The following is a 17,245-nucleotide window of genomic DNA, read 5'->3' as shown; positions in this document are numbered from 1 at the left end:
CGGAGCCCGGAAACGACGAAGGCGCATCCTCGCGGATGCGCCTTCGCCATGCGCGCGGACGGGTGCGGAGCGGCTGCCTCAGAGGTCGGCGAGGAGCGAGATCGGTCGCTCGATGCACGCGGCGATGAACGTGAGGAACGCGGCGGCCTCGGCGCCGTCGCACACGCGGTGGTCGAACGAGATGGTCAGCTCGGTGACGGTGCGCACGGCGATCTCGCCGTCGACGACCCACGGTCGTTCGACGAGGCGTCCGATGCCGAGCATCGCGGCCTCCGGGTGGTTGATGATCGCGGCCGAACCGTCGACGCCGAGCGTGCCGTAGTTGTTCAGCGTGAAGGTACCGCCCGTCAGCGCGTCGGGCGGGAACGCGCCGGTCGCCGCCTGCTCCGTGCGGGACTGGATCGCGTCGCGCAGGTCGCGCAGCGACATCCGCTCGACGCCGTGCACCACGGGCACGAGCAGGCCCCGCGGGGTCTGCGCCGCGAGCCCGAGGTTGATGCCCGAGTGCAGCACGAGCTCATTGCGCTCGGCGTCGAAGCTGGCGTTGAGCGACGGATGCCGCCGGAGCCCGGCGATCGCGAACCGGGCGACGAGTGCCGTGATCCCGAACCTCTCGCCCGTCGCCGCGTTGAGCTGGCGGCGCGCGGCGAGCAGTTCGGTGGCGTCGACGTCCATCCAGACGGTCGCCTCGGGGATCTCCCGGCGGGACCGCGTGAAGTGGGCTGCCGCGGCCCGTTGCATCCGGTCGAGCGGCACGCGCTGCTCGCCTGGGCGCGGTGAGGCCGGCGCCGCGGGTGCCGCGGGCATCGCCGGCATGGCGGGCGCGATGCCGCGCCCGGCTCGAGCGTCGTCGAGCTCGGCGATGAACGCCTCGACGTCGGCGCGCACCACGAGGCCGTCCGGTCCGCTGCCGAGCAGCTCGGTGGCGTCGAAGCCGTGCTCGCGGGCGAGCCGGCGCACGATCGGCGAGATGACTGGGGAGTGCCGACCGTGCTCGAGCGTGTGCGCGGCGTGCGCCTCGGCGAGCGCGCGCTCCGCGTCGTGACGGGTACTCCCGGCGGCCGAGGCGTCGTCGATCCCGACGCCCGTACCCGGAGCTGGCCCGTCGGAGGGCGCGCCCGAACCCGCGGGCGACGAGATCGGTGCGGATGCCGCCGGCGATTCGCCGTCGTTGCGACGTCGACCGAACCGAGACGGGGCCGAAGTCGACCTCGCGGTCGCCGCGCTCGTGCGGGTGCCGTAGCCGATGAGCACGGCCCCGGACTCCTCGGACGCCGCGTCGGTGGGGACCGCGACGCCGGGCTCGGCTGCGATCGGAGCGGCGGGCTCGGCTGTGGAGTCCGACGGAGCCGCGGCGGCGGCCGGCGACGGCGCCGCGGCATCCGTGGCCGACTCGGTCGCCTCGGCCATCGCACCTACCGGAGCGAGCCGCATGAGCACCTGGCCCGCGTGCAGCACCTGGCCGACCTCGCCGCCGAGCGACTCGACCACGCCGGCGAACGGCGTCGGCAGCTGCACGACGGACTTCGCCGATTCGAGTTCCACGACCGGCTGGTCGACGCTCACCTCGTCGCCGGGGGCGACGAGCCAGGCGACGACCTCGGCCTCGGTCAGGCCCTCGCCGAGGTCGGGCAGGATGAACTCGCGCGCGCTCATGCGAGGTCCCATTCCCAGGAGGCGAGTGCCTCGAGCACCCGGTCGGGCGTCGGCAGGTGGTGCTCCTCGAGCTTCGGCGACGGGTACGGGATGTCGTACCCGGTGATGCGGAGGATCGGCGCGGCGAGGTGGAAGAAGTTCCGCTCCGTCAGGCGCGCGGCGACCTCCGCGCCGTATCCGCCGAACTGCGCGGCCTCGTGGATGACCGCGGCGCGCGAGGTCTTGCGGAGGGACGCGCCGACGGTCTCGTCGTCGAACGGCGAGAGGCTGCGGAGGTCGACCACCTCGATCGAGAGCCCCTCGGCCTCGGCGGCGGCCGCGGCATCCAGCGCCGTGCGCACGGTCGGGCCGTACCCGATGAGCGTGACGTCGGTGCCCTCGCGGACCACCTCCGCCCGGTTCATCGGGGCGGTGCGCACCGGGAGGGTCAGCTCGGCCTTCGACCAGTAGCGGCTCTTCGGCTCCATGAACACGATCGGGTCGTCGCTGTCGATCGCCTCGCGGAGCATCGAGTAGGCGTCGGCCGGGTTCGACGGCATGACGACCGTGAGGCCCGGCGTCGCCGCCCAGTACGCCTCGGACGAGTCGGAGTGGTGCTCGACGCCGCCGATCGCGCCCGCGCAGGGGATGCGGATCACCATCGGCAGGCTCACGCGCCCCTTGGTGCGGTTCCGCATCTTCGCCACGTGCGAGACGATCTGCTCGAACGCCGGGTAGCTGAACGCGTCGAACTGCATCTCGACGACCGGGCGCAGCCCGTACATGGCCATGCCGACGGCGGTGCCCACGATGCCCGCCTCGGCGAGCGGTGAGTCCCAGACGCGATCCTCGCCGAACTCGGCCTGGAGGCCGTCGGTGACGCGGAACACGCCGCCGAGCGGGCCGACGTCCTCCCCGTATACGACGACGCGGTCGTCCTCGGCCATCGCGTCGCGGAGGGCGGCGTTCAGCGCGCCCGCCATGGTGAGGGGCTGGGGGGCGGATGCCGCGGCATCCGTCGCGGGTTCGGTGACGGGCGTGCTCATCGGGCGGCCACCTCCTCGCGGGCGCCGTCGGCGTGGGCGGCGAGCTCGGCCTCGAGCGCGGCGCGCTGCTCGGCGAGCGACGCGCGCGGGGTCGCGTAGACGTGGTCGAACAGCTCGAGCGGATCCAGTTCCGGTGCCTCGCTCATGGCATCGCGCGTGCGCGCGGCGAGCGCCTCGCCGGCCTCCGCGATCTCGGCGCGCACCTCGTCGGTGAGCGCGCCCTCGGAGACGAGGTACTTCTCGAGCCGCTCGATGGGGTCGCGGCGCTTCCAGTGCTCGACGTCGCGCGCGGCGCGGTACCGGGTCGGGTCGTCGGAGTTGGTGTGCGACTCGATGCGGTAGGTGAGGCCCTCGATGAGGGTCGGGCCGCCGCCGGCGCGGGCACGGTCGACCGCGGCGGTCGCGACGGCGAACATCGCCGCGACGTCGTTGCCGTCGACGTGGTAGCCCGGCATGCCGTAGCCGACGGCCTTGTCGGCGAGCGTTGCCGCGTGCGTCTGCCGGGCGATCGGGGTGCTGATCGCGAACTGGTTGTTCTGCACGAGGAAGACGGTGGGCGTCTGCCACACGGCGGCGAAGTTGAACGCCTCGTGCGCATCGCCCTCGCTCGTGGCGCCGTCGCCGAGGTAGGTGAGCGTGACGATCGGGTCGTTCCGGAGCCGCGCGGCGTGTGCGAGTCCGACGGCGTGGAGCGCCTGCGTCGCGAGGGGAGTCGCCATCGCGGCGGTGCGGTGCGCGTGCTGGTCCCACCCGTTGTGCCAGTCGCCGCGGAAGGACTGCAGGATCTCGCCCGGCTCGAGGCCGCGGGTGAGGAGGGCGATGCTGTCGCGGTACGTCGGGAAGAGCCAGTCGTCGGAGGTGATCGCCGAGACCACGCCGATCTCGCACGCCTCCTGGCCGTACGCCGACGGATAGGTCGCGAGGCGGCCCTGCTTGGTGAGCGCGGTCACCTGCACGTCGAAGCGGCGGGCGATCACCATCCGCCGGTAGAGGTCGAGCAGTCGCTCGACGGGCGGGAGCTCGAAGCCGCCGGTCTCGCGTCCGTGCAGCGCATGCCCCGCATTGTCGAGGAGGCGGATCGGCTTCTCGGAGGGGAGGACACGGGTCTCGTGATGCTCGACGTTGAGGCTCATGTGGCCATGGTGCGACAGTCTGCACGGCCCCCGCTCGGGGTACGAGACAACGGTGAACGATCGGCACGGGGACGGCGAAACTCGAACCGTTCGTCCCGCTGCGGCGGGGTCAGGCGCGCCAGATGTCCAGCGACTGCGCGGGGGGTCGGCCGTCGATCTCCTCGAGGATGAGGTGCGAGCGCGTCGACACCACACCGGGCATGTCGTGGATGTCGCGGAGGATCGCCTGGCTGAGCTGCTCGTGGTCGGGCGCGCTCACCGTGAGGATGATGTCGATGTCGCCCGACACGGCCTGCACCTTCTCGACGAAGGGGAGGGTCGCGAGCTTCGCCGCGATCGACTCCCAGGAGACGTCGCCGATGCGCACAACCACGAGCGCGGAGATGTTGAGCCCGATCGACCTGCGGTCGATCTGCGCGCCGAAGCCGGTGATCACGCCGCGTTGCTGCAACGCGAGGACGCGGTTGTGGGCCGCAGTCCTGGAGATGTGCACGCGCTCGGCGAGGGTGCGGACCGAGAGCCGCCCGTCACGGCTGAGCTCCGCGACGATCCGCCGGTCGATCGCGTCGAGCGGCTCGTCGTGGTGCGGTGCGTGCTGGGTCATCCTCGTCCTCAGGTCAGTGCCCAGCGTACCGGCTGCGCCGCCTGACCCGTCGGAGCGATGCCCGCGTCGGGATGGCCCGGACGTGCCGCGGAATGACGCGGCGCAGCACGGCGATCACGACGAGCCATCCGTCGGCGGTCCGCTGGATGCGCGGGGTCCAGCGCAAGCCGTACGCGGCACGCAGCGCCGGCGGGAGCAGCGCCGCGGTGACGAGCCGCACCGGGACCATGAGCGGGACGAGCACCGCCGGCAGGCCGATCCCGGCGAGGAGGTCTCGCGCCACCGATCGGGCGTCGTCGCCCACGCTGAGCGTGCCCAGTCGAACCGCCCACCAGTCGTCGAACTCGGCTCTCGTCGCGGGCCAGCCCGCCGGACCGCCCTGGAGGCGAGCCGCGATCGGCGCGTATCCGCGAACGAGCGCGTCGGCGGTCGCGGTGTCGAGCGGCGATCCGGCCAGGCGCTCCTCCAGGTCGAGCGCGACCGCGAGCAGCGTCGCAGCGACCCACCGCTGCGCGTCGGCGTCGCGCGCGTCGTACGCGGGACGGTGCGGGTGCTCTCCGTCGCCGCGGACCCGCGAGTGCCTCGCATCGACGATCCGAGAGACGTGGCGGATGTCGCGTTCGTCGCCGAACACGAGCGCGGTGAGGTACGCGTGCGTGCCGACGAGCCGGTCGAGCGGCCGGTCGCGGAAGCGGCTGTGCCGGGCGACGCCGGCGGCCACGCGCGGGTCGGCGAGCTGGAGCAGGATGGCGGCGGCGCCGCCGGCCATCAGCGTGGCATCCGCCGCATGCCGCCGGAGGACCGCCTGCGCGCGTGCGGGATCGTGGTCGTCGGTCACCACCCCAGTCTCCCTCGGGACACCGCATGATGCGCTCAGCGGCGCCGCGTAGACTCCCCGGGTGCGTCGGAGAGCAGGTTCGCTGTCGGTCGCCGCGCTCGTCGTGGGCGCGGCGCTGCTCGCGGGCTGCGCGTCCGCGGGCCCGTCCGCCCCCGCCACGCGCGAGGCGGCACCGAGCCCGTCGCCGACTCCGACGCCGACTCCGCCGACCCCGGCCGAATGGGCGGCCGAGCGGGTCGCCGCGATGACCGACGAGGAGCGCGCGGCCTCGCTGCTCATGCTGCACGCCCCGGGCACCGATCCGGCCGCCATGCGGGCGCTCGTCGATCAGGGCATCGCCGGGGTCATCCTCATGGGCGACAACATCCCGGGCTCCGAGGCCGAGCTCGCCGCATTCACCGGCGCACTGCAGGCCGACCCCGAGGCGGCGACGCTCATCGGCATCGACCAGGAGGGCGGCATCGTCAGCCGCATCGCATGGGACCCGGCGCCGGCGCCGTACGACCTGCGCGACCAGCCGGCCGGGGCGACGCGCGACGCGTTCGCCGCGCGCGCGGCGGCGCTCGCGGCATCCGGGGTCAACGTCAACTTCGGCATCGTGGCGGATGTCACCGACGATCCGGGCTCCTTCATCTACGACCGCATCCTCGGAACGTCGCCCCAGGCGTCGGCCGACCACGTCGCCGCGGCCGTCGACGGCGAGCGCGGAGCCGTGGCGAGCACGGTCAAGCACTTCCCGGGACACGGGGCGGCACCGGGCGACTCGCACGTCTCGGTGCCGTCGGCGCCGCTGAGCCTCGACGAGTGGCGCGCCGGGCCGGCGGTGCCGTTCGAGGCGGCGATCGACGCCGACGTCGAGCTCGTGATGACCGGGCACCTCAGCTACCCGGCGGTGGATGCCGCGCCCGCGTCGCTGTCGCCCGCCTGGCACGAGATCCTGCGGGACGAGCTCGGCTTCGACGGCGTGCTCGTCACCGACGACATGCTGATGCTGCAGCACAACGGACTCGCCGAGTACGCGGACCCGGGTGAGAACGCGATCCGGGCGGTCGCCGCGGGCACCGATCTGCTGCTCTACGTGCTGCCTGCCGATCCGTCGGAGTTCGGGATCAGCGTCGACGGGCTCGCCGCGTCGATCGCGGGAGCCGTGGCGGACGGGCGGATCCCGCCCGAGCGGCTCGAGGAGGCCGCGATCCGCGTGATGGAGCTCCGACGCGAACTCGTTTCCGGAACCGGGGAATAGATCGCGACAGTCCATGCGTTTGCATTCACCGTGGCCATCCGGCCCGGCAACGCAACGACTGGGAGAGAGACCCGAATGACGACGACCGCGACGAACCTCGAGATCCCCGGCTACCGCGCCGGCACCTGGAAGATCGATCCCACCCACAGCGAGGTGGCCTTCAGCGTCCGCCACCTGATGATCAGCAAGGTCAAGGGCAAGTTCGAGCGCTTCGACGCCACGTTCGTGACCGGTGAGGACCCGCTGGACTCCCGCGTGACCGCGACCGCCGAGGTCGTGTCGATCAACACGAACGAGCCGAACCGCGACGCGCACCTGCGCACCAACGACTTCTTCCAGGCCGAGCAGTACCCGACCATCGAGTTCGTCTCGACGGGCGTCCGCGTCGAAGGCGGCGACTTCAAGGTGGACGGAGACCTGACCATCAAGGGCGTGACCAAGCCGGTCACGTTCGACTTCGACTTCGGCGGATTCGGCACCGACCCGTACGGCAACTACAAGGGTGGCGCCACGGCCAAGACCGTCATCAACCGCGAGGACTTCGGCCTCACCTGGAACGCGACCCTCGAGACCGGCGGCGTGCTGGTCGGCGAGCAGGTCACGATCACGATCGACCTGCAGGCGGCGCTCGTCCAGGAGTGATCGCGCTCCGCTCGGTCGATCCGGGCGGATGACGCGACGAGGGGTCGTATCGGCGGATGCCGGTGCGGCCCCTCGTTCGCGTGTGCGGCCGCCGGGACACGTGCTCAGGCGGCCGACGCATCGATCCCGTGCAGCTCGATGCCCTGGAACCTCGCCCACGCCCGGATCGGGCGCTCGAACCGGCGCTCCGCCGTCTCGGTCGCCGGCTCGAACCACCGGAGCCCGACGCGCGGCTTCGCCGCGGTGCCGATGCGCTTCCACGTGCCCACGACGCGCCCGTCGAGGACCAGCACGGGCTGGAACACGCCGTTGCCGCCCGGGACCACGAGATCGCCGAACCGCGGATCGCACACGGGGGAGCGGTCGGCGTAGCCGAGGTAGTACTCGTCGAACCCGGCGAGCGCGAGCGCCCCGCTCGGGCGGGATGCCGTGGCATCCGTCGCACCGGTCTCGACGTACCGGACGGGCCAGTCGTCGGCGAGACGGTCGACGAAGCGCTCGACCTGGTCTCCCGCGCCGTCCAGCGCGATCCGCGTGTCTCGTATCGTCACCCCGGTCCACCACGCGAAGTCGGCGAGCGTCGCCGGCCCGTGGCCGCGGACGTACGCGACGAACAGCTCGGCGAGGGTCTGCTCGGCCGTATCGGGTTCGTCGGGCGAAGGCGGCGCCCAGTCGTCGAGCAGCGCGAAGTGCTGCACGCGCCCGTCGACCGGCCCGCCGCAGAGCACGCCGTCGAGTGCGAGCCACCAGATCAGGTGATAGGTGCGTGGGCCGGTCGCCACGATGCCCGCCTCGCTCCACAGCGCGGCGAGTTCGTCGCGCGTGGCGGTGCCGCCGCCCGCGAGCGCGCGCTCGACTGCGCCGCGGGCCGTGCGGTACTCGGCCTCGCCCAGTTCGAGCCGCTCGTGCCGGAGACGCGCGCTCGCGAGCACGCGGGAGGAGGTCAACCGGAGCGTCGGGCGCAGCAGTCGGGCGGGCAGGATGTGCAGCGTGCCGCGCATCGGCCACGAGCGGACGATGCGACGCTCGGTGAGCGCGGCATCGACTGCGGCGCGCGTGGGCCGCGCCATCCGCGACCCGATCACCCACTTGGCGGCGCCGAGGTCTTGCGCCTGGATCGCCCCGAGACGCTCGACGACGCCCACGGCGTCATCGGCCGGCGACCGGAACCCGTGGGCGTGCAGGCGAACCGCACGAGTGAGCTGGGACGCACCGATCGGCATGCGGCCAGTCTGCCGGGCACCGCCGACACGCGGCATCCCTCGCCCGCACTAGACTGGAGGGCTGTGCCGCTCGGCACGCCACCCCATCCCGTTCCCGGCCCCCGGAGGTCACCGTGCTCGCCGTCCACGATCTCGAGATCCGCGTCGGCGCGCGCGTGCTCATGGAGGACGTGAGCTTCCGCGTCACGGCGGGAGACAAGATCGGCCTCGTCGGGCGCAACGGCGCCGGCAAGACGACGCTCACGAAGACGCTGGCGGGGGAGACGCTGCCCACCGGCGGCCGGATCGACCGCTCCGGCGAGATCGGCTACCTGCCGCAGGATCCGCGCTCGGGCGACCCGGAGATGCTCGCGCGCACCCGCATCCTCGACGCGCGCGGGCTCGGCTCGATCGTGGTCGGCATGCGCGAGGCATCCGAGCGGATGGGGTCGACCGACCCCGCGGTCGCCGAGAAGGCGATGAAGCGCTTCGGCACGCTCACCGACCGCTTCACGGCGCTCGGCGGGTACGCGGCCGAGGCCGAGGCCGCGTCGATCGCGTCGAACCTCAACCTGCCCGACCGGATCCTCGACCAGCCGCTCAAGACCCTCTCGGGCGGCCAGCGCCGCCGCATCGAGCTCGCGCGCATCCTGTTCTCGGACGCCGACACGATGATCCTCGACGAGCCGACGAACCACCTCGACGCCGACTCGGTCGTCTGGCTCCGCGAGTTCCTGAAGAACTACAAGGGCGGCGTCATCGTGATCAGCCACGACGTCGAACTCGTCGGCGAGGTCGTGAACCGCGTGTTCTACCTCGACGCGAACCGGTCGATCATCGACATCTATAACATGGGTTGGAAGCACTACCTCCGCCAGCGCGCCGCCGACGAGGAGCGTCGCAAGAAGGAGCGCGCGAACGCCGAGAAGAAGGCGTCCGCCCTGCAGCAGCAGGCCGCCCGTTTCGGCGCCAAGGCCTCGAAGGCCGCCGCCGCGCACCAGATGGTCGCCCGCGCCGAGAAGCTGCTCGCCGGCCTCGACGAGGTGCGCGCGGTCGACCGCGTCGCGAAGCTCCGGTTCCCGACGCCGGCGCCCTGCGGCCGCACGCCGCTCACCGCGGCCGACCTGTCGAAGAGCTACGGCTCGCTCGAGATCTTCACCGCCGTCGACCTCGCGATCGACCGCGGGTCGAAGGTCGTCATCATCGGCCTGAACGGGGCGGGCAAGACCACGCTGCTCCGCATCCTCGCGGGCGTCGACCGACCCGACACGGGCGTGGTCGAGGCGGGTCACGGCCTGCGCGTGGGCTACTACGCGCAGGAGCACGAGACGCTGGACGTCTCGCGGACGGTGCTGCAGAACATGGTCAGCGCCTCACCGAACCTCACCGAGACCGAGGCACGCAAGGTGCTCGGCTCGTTCCTGTTCACGGGCGACGACGTGCACAAGCGCGCCGGCGTGCTCTCCGGAGGCGAGAAGACCCGCCTCGCGCTCGCGACCATCGTCGTCTCCGGGGCGAACGTGCTCCTCCTCGACGAGCCGACCAACAACCTCGACCCCGCGAGCCGCGAGGAGATCCTCGACGCGCTCGCGCACTACGAGGGCGCCGTCGTCCTCGTCTCGCACGACCCCGGCGCGGTCGAGTCGCTCAACCCCGAGCGCGTGCTCATCATGCCCGACGGCGTCGAGGACCACTGGAGCCGCGAGTACCAGGAGCTCATCGAGCTGGCGTAGGGCGCGGTCGCAGCTGGGCGAGCAGTCGAGCGGCCGTCATCGCGACGGCACTGGGCGGGGCTCGTTCGATGGGGGCGATGCGGATGTCGCGCCGTGGCGTCATGCAGGTGCGACCGTACCGGTGAGGACCGGCTCTCGGACACCGGGGGTCGGCTCTTCGGCAGAACTGCGGCTCCGGCCGGCCGCATCGAGGGTCCGCAGACGACAGTCCCATGCTCGATCGCGGTGGAAAGGTAGCCCGGGATGCCTTCCCCTCCCGGAAGCCTCGCGGCCGATGGGCGTTCCCACCCATTGACAAGAATTCCTGTCAAGGCGTAGCGTCAGCATGTGGACGAAGTGCGAGTGCTCGCAGACCCCGCCGCCGTCGAGGCGGCGCTCGACCCGACCCGGGCCGCGATCCTCGATGCACTGGCCGAGCCGGGCTCGGCGAGCACCGTCGCGGCGGCGCTCGGGTCCACTCGCCAGAAGGTGAACTATCACCTGAAGACACTGGAGGCGCACGGTCTCGTCGAGTTGGTCGAGGAGCGCGCGTGGGGTGGGATCACCGAACGGATGCTGCGGCGATCCGCCCGGCACCTGGTGGCATCGCCCGACGTGATCCAGCGATCGCGCCTCGATCCGTCGGAGGTCTCCGACCGCCTGTCCGCTTCGTACCTGGTCGCGGTGAACGCGCGGAACGTGACCGAGATGGGCGCGATCGCGAACCGGGCCGTCGCGGGAACGCGAGTGCCGACCCTCACGGTCGACACGGTGATCGGGTTCGCGTCGGCGGAGGATCGCGCGGCGTTCGCGACCGACCTGCAATCCGCCGTCGCCGCGCTGGCCGCCAGGTACCACCACGACGACGGGCGCCCGCATCGCCTCACCATCTCGTCGTACCCACGACCGAAGGAGTCGTCATGATCGAGCACGAGCAGCCCGAAGAGCCCGGGCGGGTCGAACACCGGATGGAACGCGCCTACGAGGTGGACGCCACGCCGGAACAGGTGTGGGAGGTCATCGCGACCGCCGACGGCATCTCGTCCTGGATGGTGCCCACCAGGCTGGACCCGCGGGTGGGCGGGGAGGTGCACTTCGACCTCGGCGAGGGCACATCGACCGGGGTCGTCACCGACTACACGCCAGGGGTTCGCTTCGCCTACGAGGAGCCCTGGCCGATCGCCGATCGGCCGGAAGACGTCGACCCCGACATGGCCCGGTGGTTCGAGTCGATCGGCGTCCCGCTGTCCGCGGTCTGCGACGGCCTCGCGGAGGTCACGCCCATCGCGACGGAGTTCCTCATCGAGGCGGAGTCGGGCGGCAGCTGCGTGATCCGCGTCGTCACCAGCGCGTACGGCGCCGGTGCGGAGTGGGAGAACGAGTTCTTCGACCAGATGGCGGCCGACCTGATCCCGATGCTCGACAACCTCACCACCCGCTTCCCCGTCACGGTGCAGCAATGAGGACCATCGCCGTCACGCCGATCCACGTCGCCGATCTCGCCATCGAGGGCGAGCGGATGCCGGTCCACGTCCACCTCATCGATCATCCCGGCGGACGCGTGCTCGTCGATACCGGGATGACCGAGATCCACCCGGCGCTCTCCGACTTCGTCACTCGGGTCCTCCCGCTCGACGCCCGCGACCTCGACCTCGCGTCCGTCGACGTGGTCGTCAACACGCATCTGCACGCCGACCATTGCGGCGGGAACCACCTCTTCGCCGGTATCCCCGTCCACGTGCAGCGTCAGGAACTCGAGGACGCCCGCAGCGAGGAGGAGTACACGATCCGCGAGTGGGTGGACCCGCCCGGTGTGCGGTACGTGCCGGTCGACGGCGAACTCGAGCTTCTGCCGGGGCTCCGCCTCCTTCCGGCGCCCGGGCACACTCGCGGCTCGCAGATCGTGGTCATCGAGGGCGGCCCCCGCCCGGTCGTCATCGCCGGCGACACCGCGGTCTGGTTCGGCGAGCTCGACGATCCCGGCACGGAGGGCCAGCGACTCATCCGTTCCCTCGACCCCGAGCGCGTCTGGCTGGCCCATACGGACGATCCGTGGGAGCCCGGGACCGGCCGCTGACGTGATCGCTGCGCGAATGCGTGACGGGAAGCGGGGCGCCGCCAGTCAGTCGCGGCGGTCGTGCTCCGCCTCGCGTTCGCCCGTGAGGACCGACACGGGCGCCGTGCAGGCGTCGCCGCGCCAGGCTTCGACGCCCTCGCGCAGGGCGAAGCCGGCGATGACGAGGGCGGCGATCGAGTCCGCCCACGCCCACCCGAGCAGGGCGTTCAGCAGCAGCCCGACGAGCAGCGCGCCCGACAGGTAGGCGCAGATCAGGGTCTGCTTCGAGTCGGCCACCGCGCTGGCCGAACCGAGTTCGCGTCCGGTGCGCCGCTCGAGCCACGACAGGGCCGGCATGACCACGAGGCTCGCGGCGGCCAGCGCGATGCCGACCGGCGAGGGGTCGGGATCGGCCGCCCCGAGGAGCGCCCGCACTGCGTCGACCGTGACGAACAGGGCGAGCCCGAAGAACGAGATGGCGATCAGCCGGAGCGCGACGCGTTCGCGCCGCTCCGGGTCGGGCGCCGCGAACTGCCAGGCGACCGCTGCCGCGGAGAGCACCTCGACGACGGAATCCAGCCCGAAGGCGATGAGCGCCGCCGACGACGCCACGCTTCCGGCCGCGAGGGCGATGATCGCCTCGACGACGTTGTAGGCGATCGTGCCCGCGACGATCCAGCGGATACGACGTTGCAGCACGACGCGGCGGGCCGCGGCGATGGAGGGGGAGGCCGGGGATCCGCTCACGCGCAGCTGCACTCGTCGCTCGAACAGCAGGCGGGATCGACGACGAGCACGAGTCGCAGGAGGTCGCCGAGCGCGTCGGCGAGGACCTCGTCGGCCAGGCGGTACGACGTCCGTCGCCCGTCGGGCGTCGCCTCGACCAGGCCGCAGCCGCGAAGGCAGGCGAGCTGGTTCGACATGACCTGTCGGGAGACCCCGAGCAGATCCGCGAGGTCGGACGGATACGCGGGACCGTCGCGCAGCTCGAGCAGGATGCGCGCCCTGGTGTCGTCGGAGAGCGCGTGCCCGAGCCGCGCGAGCGCGGCGGTGTGGGTGAGGGTCGCCGTCGTGGTCATGCGCACGACAGTACAGCACATCGTGAATTCACGGAAGACGTTACGGTGAGGCGGTCGCTGTGCGCGCGTAGGCTGGAGCGGGCGGGAACGACCCGCTTCGACGGAGGAGACGCGAGTGGCCGGACACCGGATCTACGGAATGAGCTTCGGCCGCATCCACCCGCTCTACGTGCAGAAGGTCGAGCGCAAGAACCACAGCCGGGCCGAGGTCGACCAGGTCATCAGCTGGCTGACCGGCTACGACGAGGCCGGCCTCGACGAGGCCATCGACGACGGGCGCACGCTCGAGCAGTTCTTCGCCCGAGCCCCCGCCTTCAACCCCGACGCCTCGCTCATCACGGGCGTCATCTGCGGCATCCGCGTGGAGCAGATCGAGGACCCGCTCATGCAGAAGATCCGCTACATGGACAAGCTCGTCGACGAGGTCGCCCGAGGGAAGAAGATGACCTCGATCCTGCGCGGTCCGTGAACGGATGCCGCGGCGCGCGCCCCGCGCGAGCGGCGACCCCCACGCCCGCCCTACCGGCGGTCCAGGATCTCGTCTTCCACGTCGGCGTCGGAGCGCTCGCGCGACGGCTTCACCGGACGCTCGCGCTGCGTCGGCGGTCGCGTCGATCGGCGAGCGGAGGAGGCGGCGCGATCCGGGCCCGGCGGCGATCCGTCGCCCGCGGGAGCGTCGACGGACTCCGGCCCCGAGGCATCCGTCGCCAGCGCCCTGCGCTCCTGGTTGGCGAACCACGCCAGCGCGATGAACGCGAGCAGCGCGAACACGAACCACTGCAGGGCGTACGAGAGGTGCGGGCCCTCATCGCGGACCGGACGGGGGAGGGCGACGGGCGGTTCGGCCGCCTCGGCACCCGACTGGATGAGGATGCCGTAGGCGCCCGTGTACGCCGGCGCGTCGACGCGCTCGGCGAGCTCGCCCAGGTCGATCGTCGCGAGCTCCGCGCCGGATGACGTACGGCCGGCGATCAGTCCCTCGCCGGCCTTGAGGCGCGCGGAGATCTCCACCTCGCCGGCGGGCGGCGCCGGAACCTCCGAGGGACGGCCGTCGGAGTCCTGGGGAATCCATCCCCGGTCGACCATGAAGACCGTCCCGTCGTCGAGGAGGAACGGCGTGAGCACCTCGAACCCCGTGCTGCCGCCGTACGGACGGTTCCGCACCACGACCTCCTCGGAGGCGAGGTACTCGCCCGTCGCCGAGACGACCTGCCACCGCTGGTCGATGTCGAACCCGTCGAGCTCGGGGAGCGCCTCGGCGAGCGGCGTCGGGTCGGCGTCGTAGTTGGCGTCGATGCGCGCGACCTCGGCGAGCGCCTCCGCCCGCCGGTTGAGCTGCCACGTGCCGAGCGCCGAGCACGCGATCGCGAACACGATCACGAGCGCCAGGTAGCCCGCCCACCGCGGCGAGACGAGGAACCGCCATCCGGTCATGCGCGCTCACCACGGTGCGCCGCGTCGCCGACGTGCGGCGTCGCGGGCGCGGCATCCGTCGTCTCGAAGCGCTCGACCCGCACCGGGAACGAGCGCGATGCGAGGAAGTCGCGGAGGTAGTCCACGTGCTCGTCGCACGCGAGCCAGGTCTTCACGCGGTCCTCCGAATGGATCTTCGGGTTCCGCCAGTCCATCCGCCAGGCGGCGGCCTCCCGGCATCCCGCACGGGAGCAGCCGCCCTGCGGGGCGGCGGAGGAGAGGCCGATCACCGGTCGCCCTCCGCATCGTCCGGGCGCGCGGGGCGCTCCGGCCGGTCGGCGGACGGCGCATCGGGACCGGGCGTTGCGCCGTCGGCGGGGCGCCCGTCGCCGGCGGGGTCCGCCTCGGTCCAGTCGGTGCCGCCGTCGGCCCGGCGCAGCGGCACGAGCCCGCCCGGCCGTTCCACGGTCGAGCCGCGGGTCGTGGCCACGTTCGCGACGACCACCGCGAAGTACGGCAGGAACACCGCGCCGAGCGCGAACACGAGCAGCCACCATCCCTCCACGAACAGCAGCGCGACGATGCACGCGACACGGATCGACATCATCACCGTGTACTTGATCATGCGCGAACGGCGCTCGTCGTCGGGCGACGGCGGCAGCGACGTGATCGACTGCAGGGGCTGGTGCTTCATGGTGGTCGCCGTGGACTGCGGCGCTCCTCACCTCAAGCCTACGTCCGCAACGGGCGACGGATGCCGCGCACTCGGCAACCTCTATGCTGGGACGGTTCGCGCGCTCGCATCGCGCACACCCCACGGCCGCGCAGGGAGCGCCCGCGATCGCCGGCCCACACCCGAGAGAGACGGAGTCACGTCATGACCACGAGCCGCACGGTGCTGGTGACCGGAGGCAACCGGGGGATCGGGTACGCGATCGCCGAGGAGTTCGTCGCGCAGGGCCACAGCGTGGCCGTGACCGCGCGCTCCGGCGAGGGCCCTGCGGGCACGCTCACCGTCCGCGCCGACGTGACGGACGCCGAATCGATCGACCGCGCGTTCACCGAGATCGAGGCTGCGCTCGGCCCGATCGAGGTCGTCGTGGCGAACGCGGGGATCACGCGCGACACGCTCCTCATGCGCATGAGCGAGGAGGAGTTCACGAGCGTCGTCGACACGAACCTCACGGGCGCGTTCCGCGTCGTCAAGCGCGCGTCGAAGGGCATGCTCAAGGCCCGATTCGGCCGCATCGTCCTCATCTCGAGCGTCGTCGGCCTCTACGGCGGCGCGGGCCAGGTCAACTACTCGTCGTCGAAGGCGGCGCTCGTCGGCATGGCGCGCTCGATCACGCGCGAACTGGGCGCTCGGGGCATCACCGCGAACGTCGTGGCGCCGGGATTCATCGAGACCGACATGACCGATGCGCTCCCCGAGGCGCAGCAGGCGGAGTACAGGAAGAGCATCCCGGCGGGCCGCTTCGCGACGCCCTCCGAGGTCGCGAAGGTCGTCGCGTGGGTCGCGGGCGATGACGCCGGGTACATCTCCGGCGCCGTGATCCCGGTCGACGGCGGTCTCGGCATGGGCCACTAGCCCGAGCGCCTCGAGCCGCCCGGCCGACTCGCGCCGGCGCCGTCCTGCCGTGCGGTGCGCCACGTCGGTTCGCGCGTCAGCGGTCGATCCGGACTGCCTGGTACTCGGTGTCCGGCGTCGGCGGCGTCCCGAACCGGGCGTTCGGCAGGTAGAGGCCGTTCCCGAACACGTCGACCGTGGTCGGCACGTCGAAGTCCGGGCTCGTGAGCGTGTCGACGAGCTCTCCGGTCGTGCCGGACGGGTCGAGCCGGATCTCCGCGACCTGGTTCAGCTGGTTCTGCACCACGTAGAGCGTGCGGCCGATGACGAGCATCCCGTCTCCGTTCGGCAGGGCCGCACCGCCGAGATCGACGGCGGTCGCGTCGCCGGTCGCCGGGTCGACGCGGTAGAGCGTCGCCGTGGAGCTCTGGATGACGAGCAACGCCTTCCCGTCCGGCGTGGCCACGATGCCGTTGGCGTTGAAGAATCCCTGCTGCACCCAGTCGCCCCCGAGCGGCAGCGTCTCGACCTCGGACGGATCGGGCAGGGCGCCGCCCGGGCCGAGCGGAAGCCGGTAGAGCTCACCGGCGAAGCTGTTCGTGAACCACGCGGCATCCCGGGTCACGATGACGTCGTTGATGAACCCCGCCCCGTGTGCGAGCTGGTAGGACGCCAGGACCTCGCCCGTCGCAGTGTCGATGACGCGCGCATCGCCCGCGTCGCCGCCCGAGACGAAGAGGCGCCCCATCGCGTCGAGGTCGAGTCCGACGGATGGTGTGCCGGGCCCCTCGGAGACCACCTCGCCTTCGCCGCTCCGGAGGTCGACGGCGTAGATGTCACCATCCGCGAGCGAACCGAAGTACGCGGTCCCGCCCGGCGCGATCGCGATGCCCTCCGGCTGGAAGCCGTCGGGCAGCTGCACGATCGATTCGACCGCACCACCACCGGCGGTGGTCGGCGGCGCCGCCAGGGCCGGCGATGCGACCGAGACGACGAGGAGGGCGGCGATGGCGCCAACGGCGGACGAGCGTGCGACGGTGCGGCTGGTCATGGGGTCAGGCTAGGCACATCGCGC

At 72.2% G+C, this 17,245-nt stretch carries 20 protein-coding genes; 8 read left to right on the top strand and 12 right to left on the bottom strand.

All coding sequences use genetic code 11. The features are described 5' to 3' along the window. Positions 1-78: 78 nt before the first annotated feature. From ACULK2_RS09565 to ACULK2_RS09545, 5 genes are all read right to left on the bottom strand, one after another. Entirely contained in the window at positions 79-1,656 is a 1,578-nt protein-coding gene (locus ACULK2_RS09565; protein WP_445967030.1) for a dihydrolipoamide acetyltransferase family protein, read from the bottom strand. Next, positions 1,653-2,681, bottom strand: a complete 1,029-nt coding sequence (locus ACULK2_RS09560) for an alpha-ketoacid dehydrogenase subunit beta (RefSeq protein ID WP_445967029.1) — start codon at positions 2,679-2,681, stop codon at positions 1,653-1,655. Before ACULK2_RS09560 ends, ACULK2_RS09565 begins: the two co-directional genes overlap by 4 nt. Continuing rightward, positions 2,678-3,814, bottom strand: a complete 1,137-nt coding sequence (gene pdhA, locus ACULK2_RS09555) for a pyruvate dehydrogenase (acetyl-transferring) E1 component subunit alpha (protein ID WP_445967028.1) — start codon at positions 3,812-3,814, stop codon at positions 2,678-2,680. The genes ACULK2_RS09560 and pdhA overlap by 4 nt, the downstream gene beginning before the upstream one ends. A gap of 109 nt (positions 3,815-3,923) precedes the next feature. Further along, complete coding sequence (locus ACULK2_RS09550; RefSeq protein ID WP_445967027.1) at positions 3,924-4,418, bottom strand: Lrp/AsnC family transcriptional regulator; 495 nt, start codon at positions 4,416-4,418, stop codon at positions 3,924-3,926. 13 nt (positions 4,419-4,431) lie between these two features. Next, on the bottom strand, positions 4,432-5,256 hold the full coding sequence (locus ACULK2_RS09545) for an oxygenase MpaB family protein (RefSeq protein ID WP_445967026.1): 825 nt from the start codon (positions 5,254-5,256) through the stop codon (positions 4,432-4,434). 61 nt (positions 5,257-5,317) lie between these two features. Here ACULK2_RS09545 and ACULK2_RS09540 point away from each other — a divergent pair, with 61 nt between their 5' ends. Both ACULK2_RS09540 and ACULK2_RS09535 read left to right on the top strand, forming a co-directional pair. Then, positions 5,318-6,499, top strand: a complete 1,182-nt coding sequence (locus ACULK2_RS09540; protein ID WP_445967025.1) for a glycoside hydrolase family 3 N-terminal domain-containing protein — start codon at positions 5,318-5,320, stop codon at positions 6,497-6,499. 75 nt (positions 6,500-6,574) lie between these two features. After that, on the top strand, positions 6,575-7,141 hold the full coding sequence (locus ACULK2_RS09535; RefSeq protein WP_445967024.1) for a YceI family protein: 567 nt from the start codon (positions 6,575-6,577) through the stop codon (positions 7,139-7,141). 104 nt (positions 7,142-7,245) lie between these two features. Here ACULK2_RS09535 and ACULK2_RS09530 read toward each other — a convergent pair whose 3' ends face one another. Then, entirely contained in the window at positions 7,246-8,364 is a 1,119-nt protein-coding gene (locus tag ACULK2_RS09530; protein ID WP_445967023.1) for a winged helix DNA-binding domain-containing protein, read from the bottom strand. A gap of 113 nt (positions 8,365-8,477) precedes the next feature. Between ACULK2_RS09530 and ACULK2_RS09525 the strand changes: the two genes are divergently transcribed. From ACULK2_RS09525 to ACULK2_RS09510, 4 genes are all read left to right on the top strand, one after another. Beyond that, positions 8,478-10,076, top strand: a complete 1,599-nt coding sequence (locus ACULK2_RS09525; RefSeq protein ID WP_445967022.1) for an ABC-F family ATP-binding cassette domain-containing protein — start codon at positions 8,478-8,480, stop codon at positions 10,074-10,076. Positions 10,077-10,403: 327 nt separating this feature from the next. Next, positions 10,404-10,979, top strand: a complete 576-nt coding sequence (locus tag ACULK2_RS09520) for an ArsR/SmtB family transcription factor (protein ID WP_445967021.1) — start codon at positions 10,404-10,406, stop codon at positions 10,977-10,979. Beyond that, positions 10,976-11,518, top strand: a complete 543-nt coding sequence (locus ACULK2_RS09515; RefSeq protein ID WP_445967020.1) for an SRPBCC family protein — start codon at positions 10,976-10,978, stop codon at positions 11,516-11,518. The genes ACULK2_RS09520 and ACULK2_RS09515 overlap by 4 nt, the downstream gene beginning before the upstream one ends. Continuing rightward, complete coding sequence (locus ACULK2_RS09510; RefSeq protein ID WP_445967019.1) at positions 11,515-12,132, top strand: MBL fold metallo-hydrolase; 618 nt, start codon at positions 11,515-11,517, stop codon at positions 12,130-12,132. The genes ACULK2_RS09515 and ACULK2_RS09510 overlap by 4 nt, the downstream gene beginning before the upstream one ends. A gap of 45 nt (positions 12,133-12,177) precedes the next feature. Here the strand turns inward: ACULK2_RS09510 and ACULK2_RS09505 are convergent, their stop codons facing one another. Beyond that, on the bottom strand, positions 12,178-12,858 hold the full coding sequence (locus ACULK2_RS09505; RefSeq protein WP_445967018.1) for a cation efflux transmembrane domain-containing protein: 681 nt from the start codon (positions 12,856-12,858) through the stop codon (positions 12,178-12,180). After that, positions 12,855-13,190 (bottom strand): ArsR/SmtB family transcription factor, encoded by a 336-nt coding sequence (locus ACULK2_RS09500; protein ID WP_445967017.1) that lies wholly within the window; start codon positions 13,188-13,190, stop codon positions 12,855-12,857. Before ACULK2_RS09500 ends, ACULK2_RS09505 begins: the two co-directional genes overlap by 4 nt. A gap of 115 nt (positions 13,191-13,305) precedes the next feature. Between ACULK2_RS09500 and ACULK2_RS09495 the strand changes: the two genes are divergently transcribed. Beyond that, positions 13,306-13,659: a DUF2200 domain-containing protein gene (locus ACULK2_RS09495; RefSeq protein WP_445967016.1), complete on the top strand. Its 354-nt coding sequence runs from the start codon at positions 13,306-13,308 to the stop codon at positions 13,657-13,659. Positions 13,660-13,709: 50 nt separating this feature from the next. Here the strand turns inward: ACULK2_RS09495 and ACULK2_RS09490 are convergent, their stop codons facing one another. The 3 genes from ACULK2_RS09490 to ACULK2_RS09480 all read right to left on the bottom strand — a co-directional run bounded on the left by ACULK2_RS09490 (position 13,710) and on the right by ACULK2_RS09480 (position 15,297). Next, on the bottom strand, positions 13,710-14,624 hold the full coding sequence (locus tag ACULK2_RS09490; protein WP_445967015.1) for an SURF1 family cytochrome oxidase biogenesis protein: 915 nt from the start codon (positions 14,622-14,624) through the stop codon (positions 13,710-13,712). Next, a complete protein-coding gene (locus ACULK2_RS09485) occupies positions 14,621-14,818 on the bottom strand; it encodes a hypothetical protein (RefSeq protein ID WP_445967578.1) in 198 nt (65 codons plus the stop codon). Before ACULK2_RS09485 ends, ACULK2_RS09490 begins: the two co-directional genes overlap by 4 nt. 71 nt (positions 14,819-14,889) lie before the next feature. Beyond that, positions 14,890-15,297, bottom strand: coding sequence for a DUF3099 domain-containing protein (locus tag ACULK2_RS09480; RefSeq protein WP_445967014.1), 408 nt, complete (start codon positions 15,295-15,297; stop codon positions 14,890-14,892). Between the two features lie 183 nt (positions 15,298-15,480). Here ACULK2_RS09480 and ACULK2_RS09475 point away from each other — a divergent pair, with 183 nt between their 5' ends. Continuing rightward, on the top strand, positions 15,481-16,191 hold the full coding sequence (locus ACULK2_RS09475; protein ID WP_445967013.1) for a beta-ketoacyl-ACP reductase: 711 nt from the start codon (positions 15,481-15,483) through the stop codon (positions 16,189-16,191). Positions 16,192-16,267: 76 nt separating this feature from the next. Here ACULK2_RS09475 and ACULK2_RS09470 read toward each other — a convergent pair whose 3' ends face one another. Further along, positions 16,268-17,221 carry an SMP-30/gluconolactonase/LRE family protein gene (locus ACULK2_RS09470; protein WP_445967012.1) on the bottom strand — a complete coding sequence of 318 codons (954 nt, stop codon included), beginning with the start codon at positions 17,219-17,221 and terminating at the stop codon, positions 16,268-16,270. Positions 17,222-17,245 lie beyond the last annotated feature (24 nt).

This window comes from Agromyces molybdatiresistens (assembly GCF_052748445.2).
This window is presented reverse-complemented; position numbering and strand designations above follow the sequence as displayed.

Coding starts and splice junctions, on each gene's coding strand:
- ACULK2_RS09535 (WP_445967024.1), top strand. CDS start 6,575: ATGACGACGACCGCGACGAACCTCGAGATCCCCGGCTACCGCGCCGGC.
- ACULK2_RS09500 (WP_445967017.1), bottom strand. CDS start 13,190: ATGACCACGACGGCGACCCTCACCCACACCGCCGCGCTCGCGCGGCTC.
- ACULK2_RS09560 (WP_445967029.1), bottom strand. CDS start 2,681: ATGAGCACGCCCGTCACCGAACCCGCGACGGATGCCGCGGCATCCGCC.
- ACULK2_RS09565 (WP_445967030.1), bottom strand. CDS start 1,656: ATGAGCGCGCGCGAGTTCATCCTGCCCGACCTCGGCGAGGGCCTGACC.
- ACULK2_RS09480 (WP_445967014.1), bottom strand. CDS start 15,297: ATGAAGCACCAGCCCCTGCAGTCGATCACGTCGCTGCCGCCGTCGCCC.
- ACULK2_RS09470 (WP_445967012.1), bottom strand. CDS start 17,221: ATGACCAGCCGCACCGTCGCACGCTCGTCCGCCGTTGGCGCCATCGCC.
- ACULK2_RS09530 (WP_445967023.1), bottom strand. CDS start 8,364: ATGCCGATCGGTGCGTCCCAGCTCACTCGTGCGGTTCGCCTGCACGCC.
- ACULK2_RS09515 (WP_445967020.1), top strand. CDS start 10,976: ATGATCGAGCACGAGCAGCCCGAAGAGCCCGGGCGGGTCGAACACCGG.
- ACULK2_RS09550 (WP_445967027.1), bottom strand. CDS start 4,418: ATGACCCAGCACGCACCGCACCACGACGAGCCGCTCGACGCGATCGAC.
- ACULK2_RS09490 (WP_445967015.1), bottom strand. CDS start 14,624: ATGACCGGATGGCGGTTCCTCGTCTCGCCGCGGTGGGCGGGCTACCTG.
- ACULK2_RS09485 (WP_445967578.1), bottom strand. CDS start 14,818: ATGGACTGGCGGAACCCGAAGATCCATTCGGAGGACCGCGTGAAGACC.
- ACULK2_RS09475 (WP_445967013.1), top strand. CDS start 15,481: ATGACCACGAGCCGCACGGTGCTGGTGACCGGAGGCAACCGGGGGATC.
- ACULK2_RS09510 (WP_445967019.1), top strand. CDS start 11,515: ATGAGGACCATCGCCGTCACGCCGATCCACGTCGCCGATCTCGCCATC.
- pdhA (WP_445967028.1), bottom strand. CDS start 3,814: ATGAGCCTCAACGTCGAGCATCACGAGACCCGTGTCCTCCCCTCCGAG.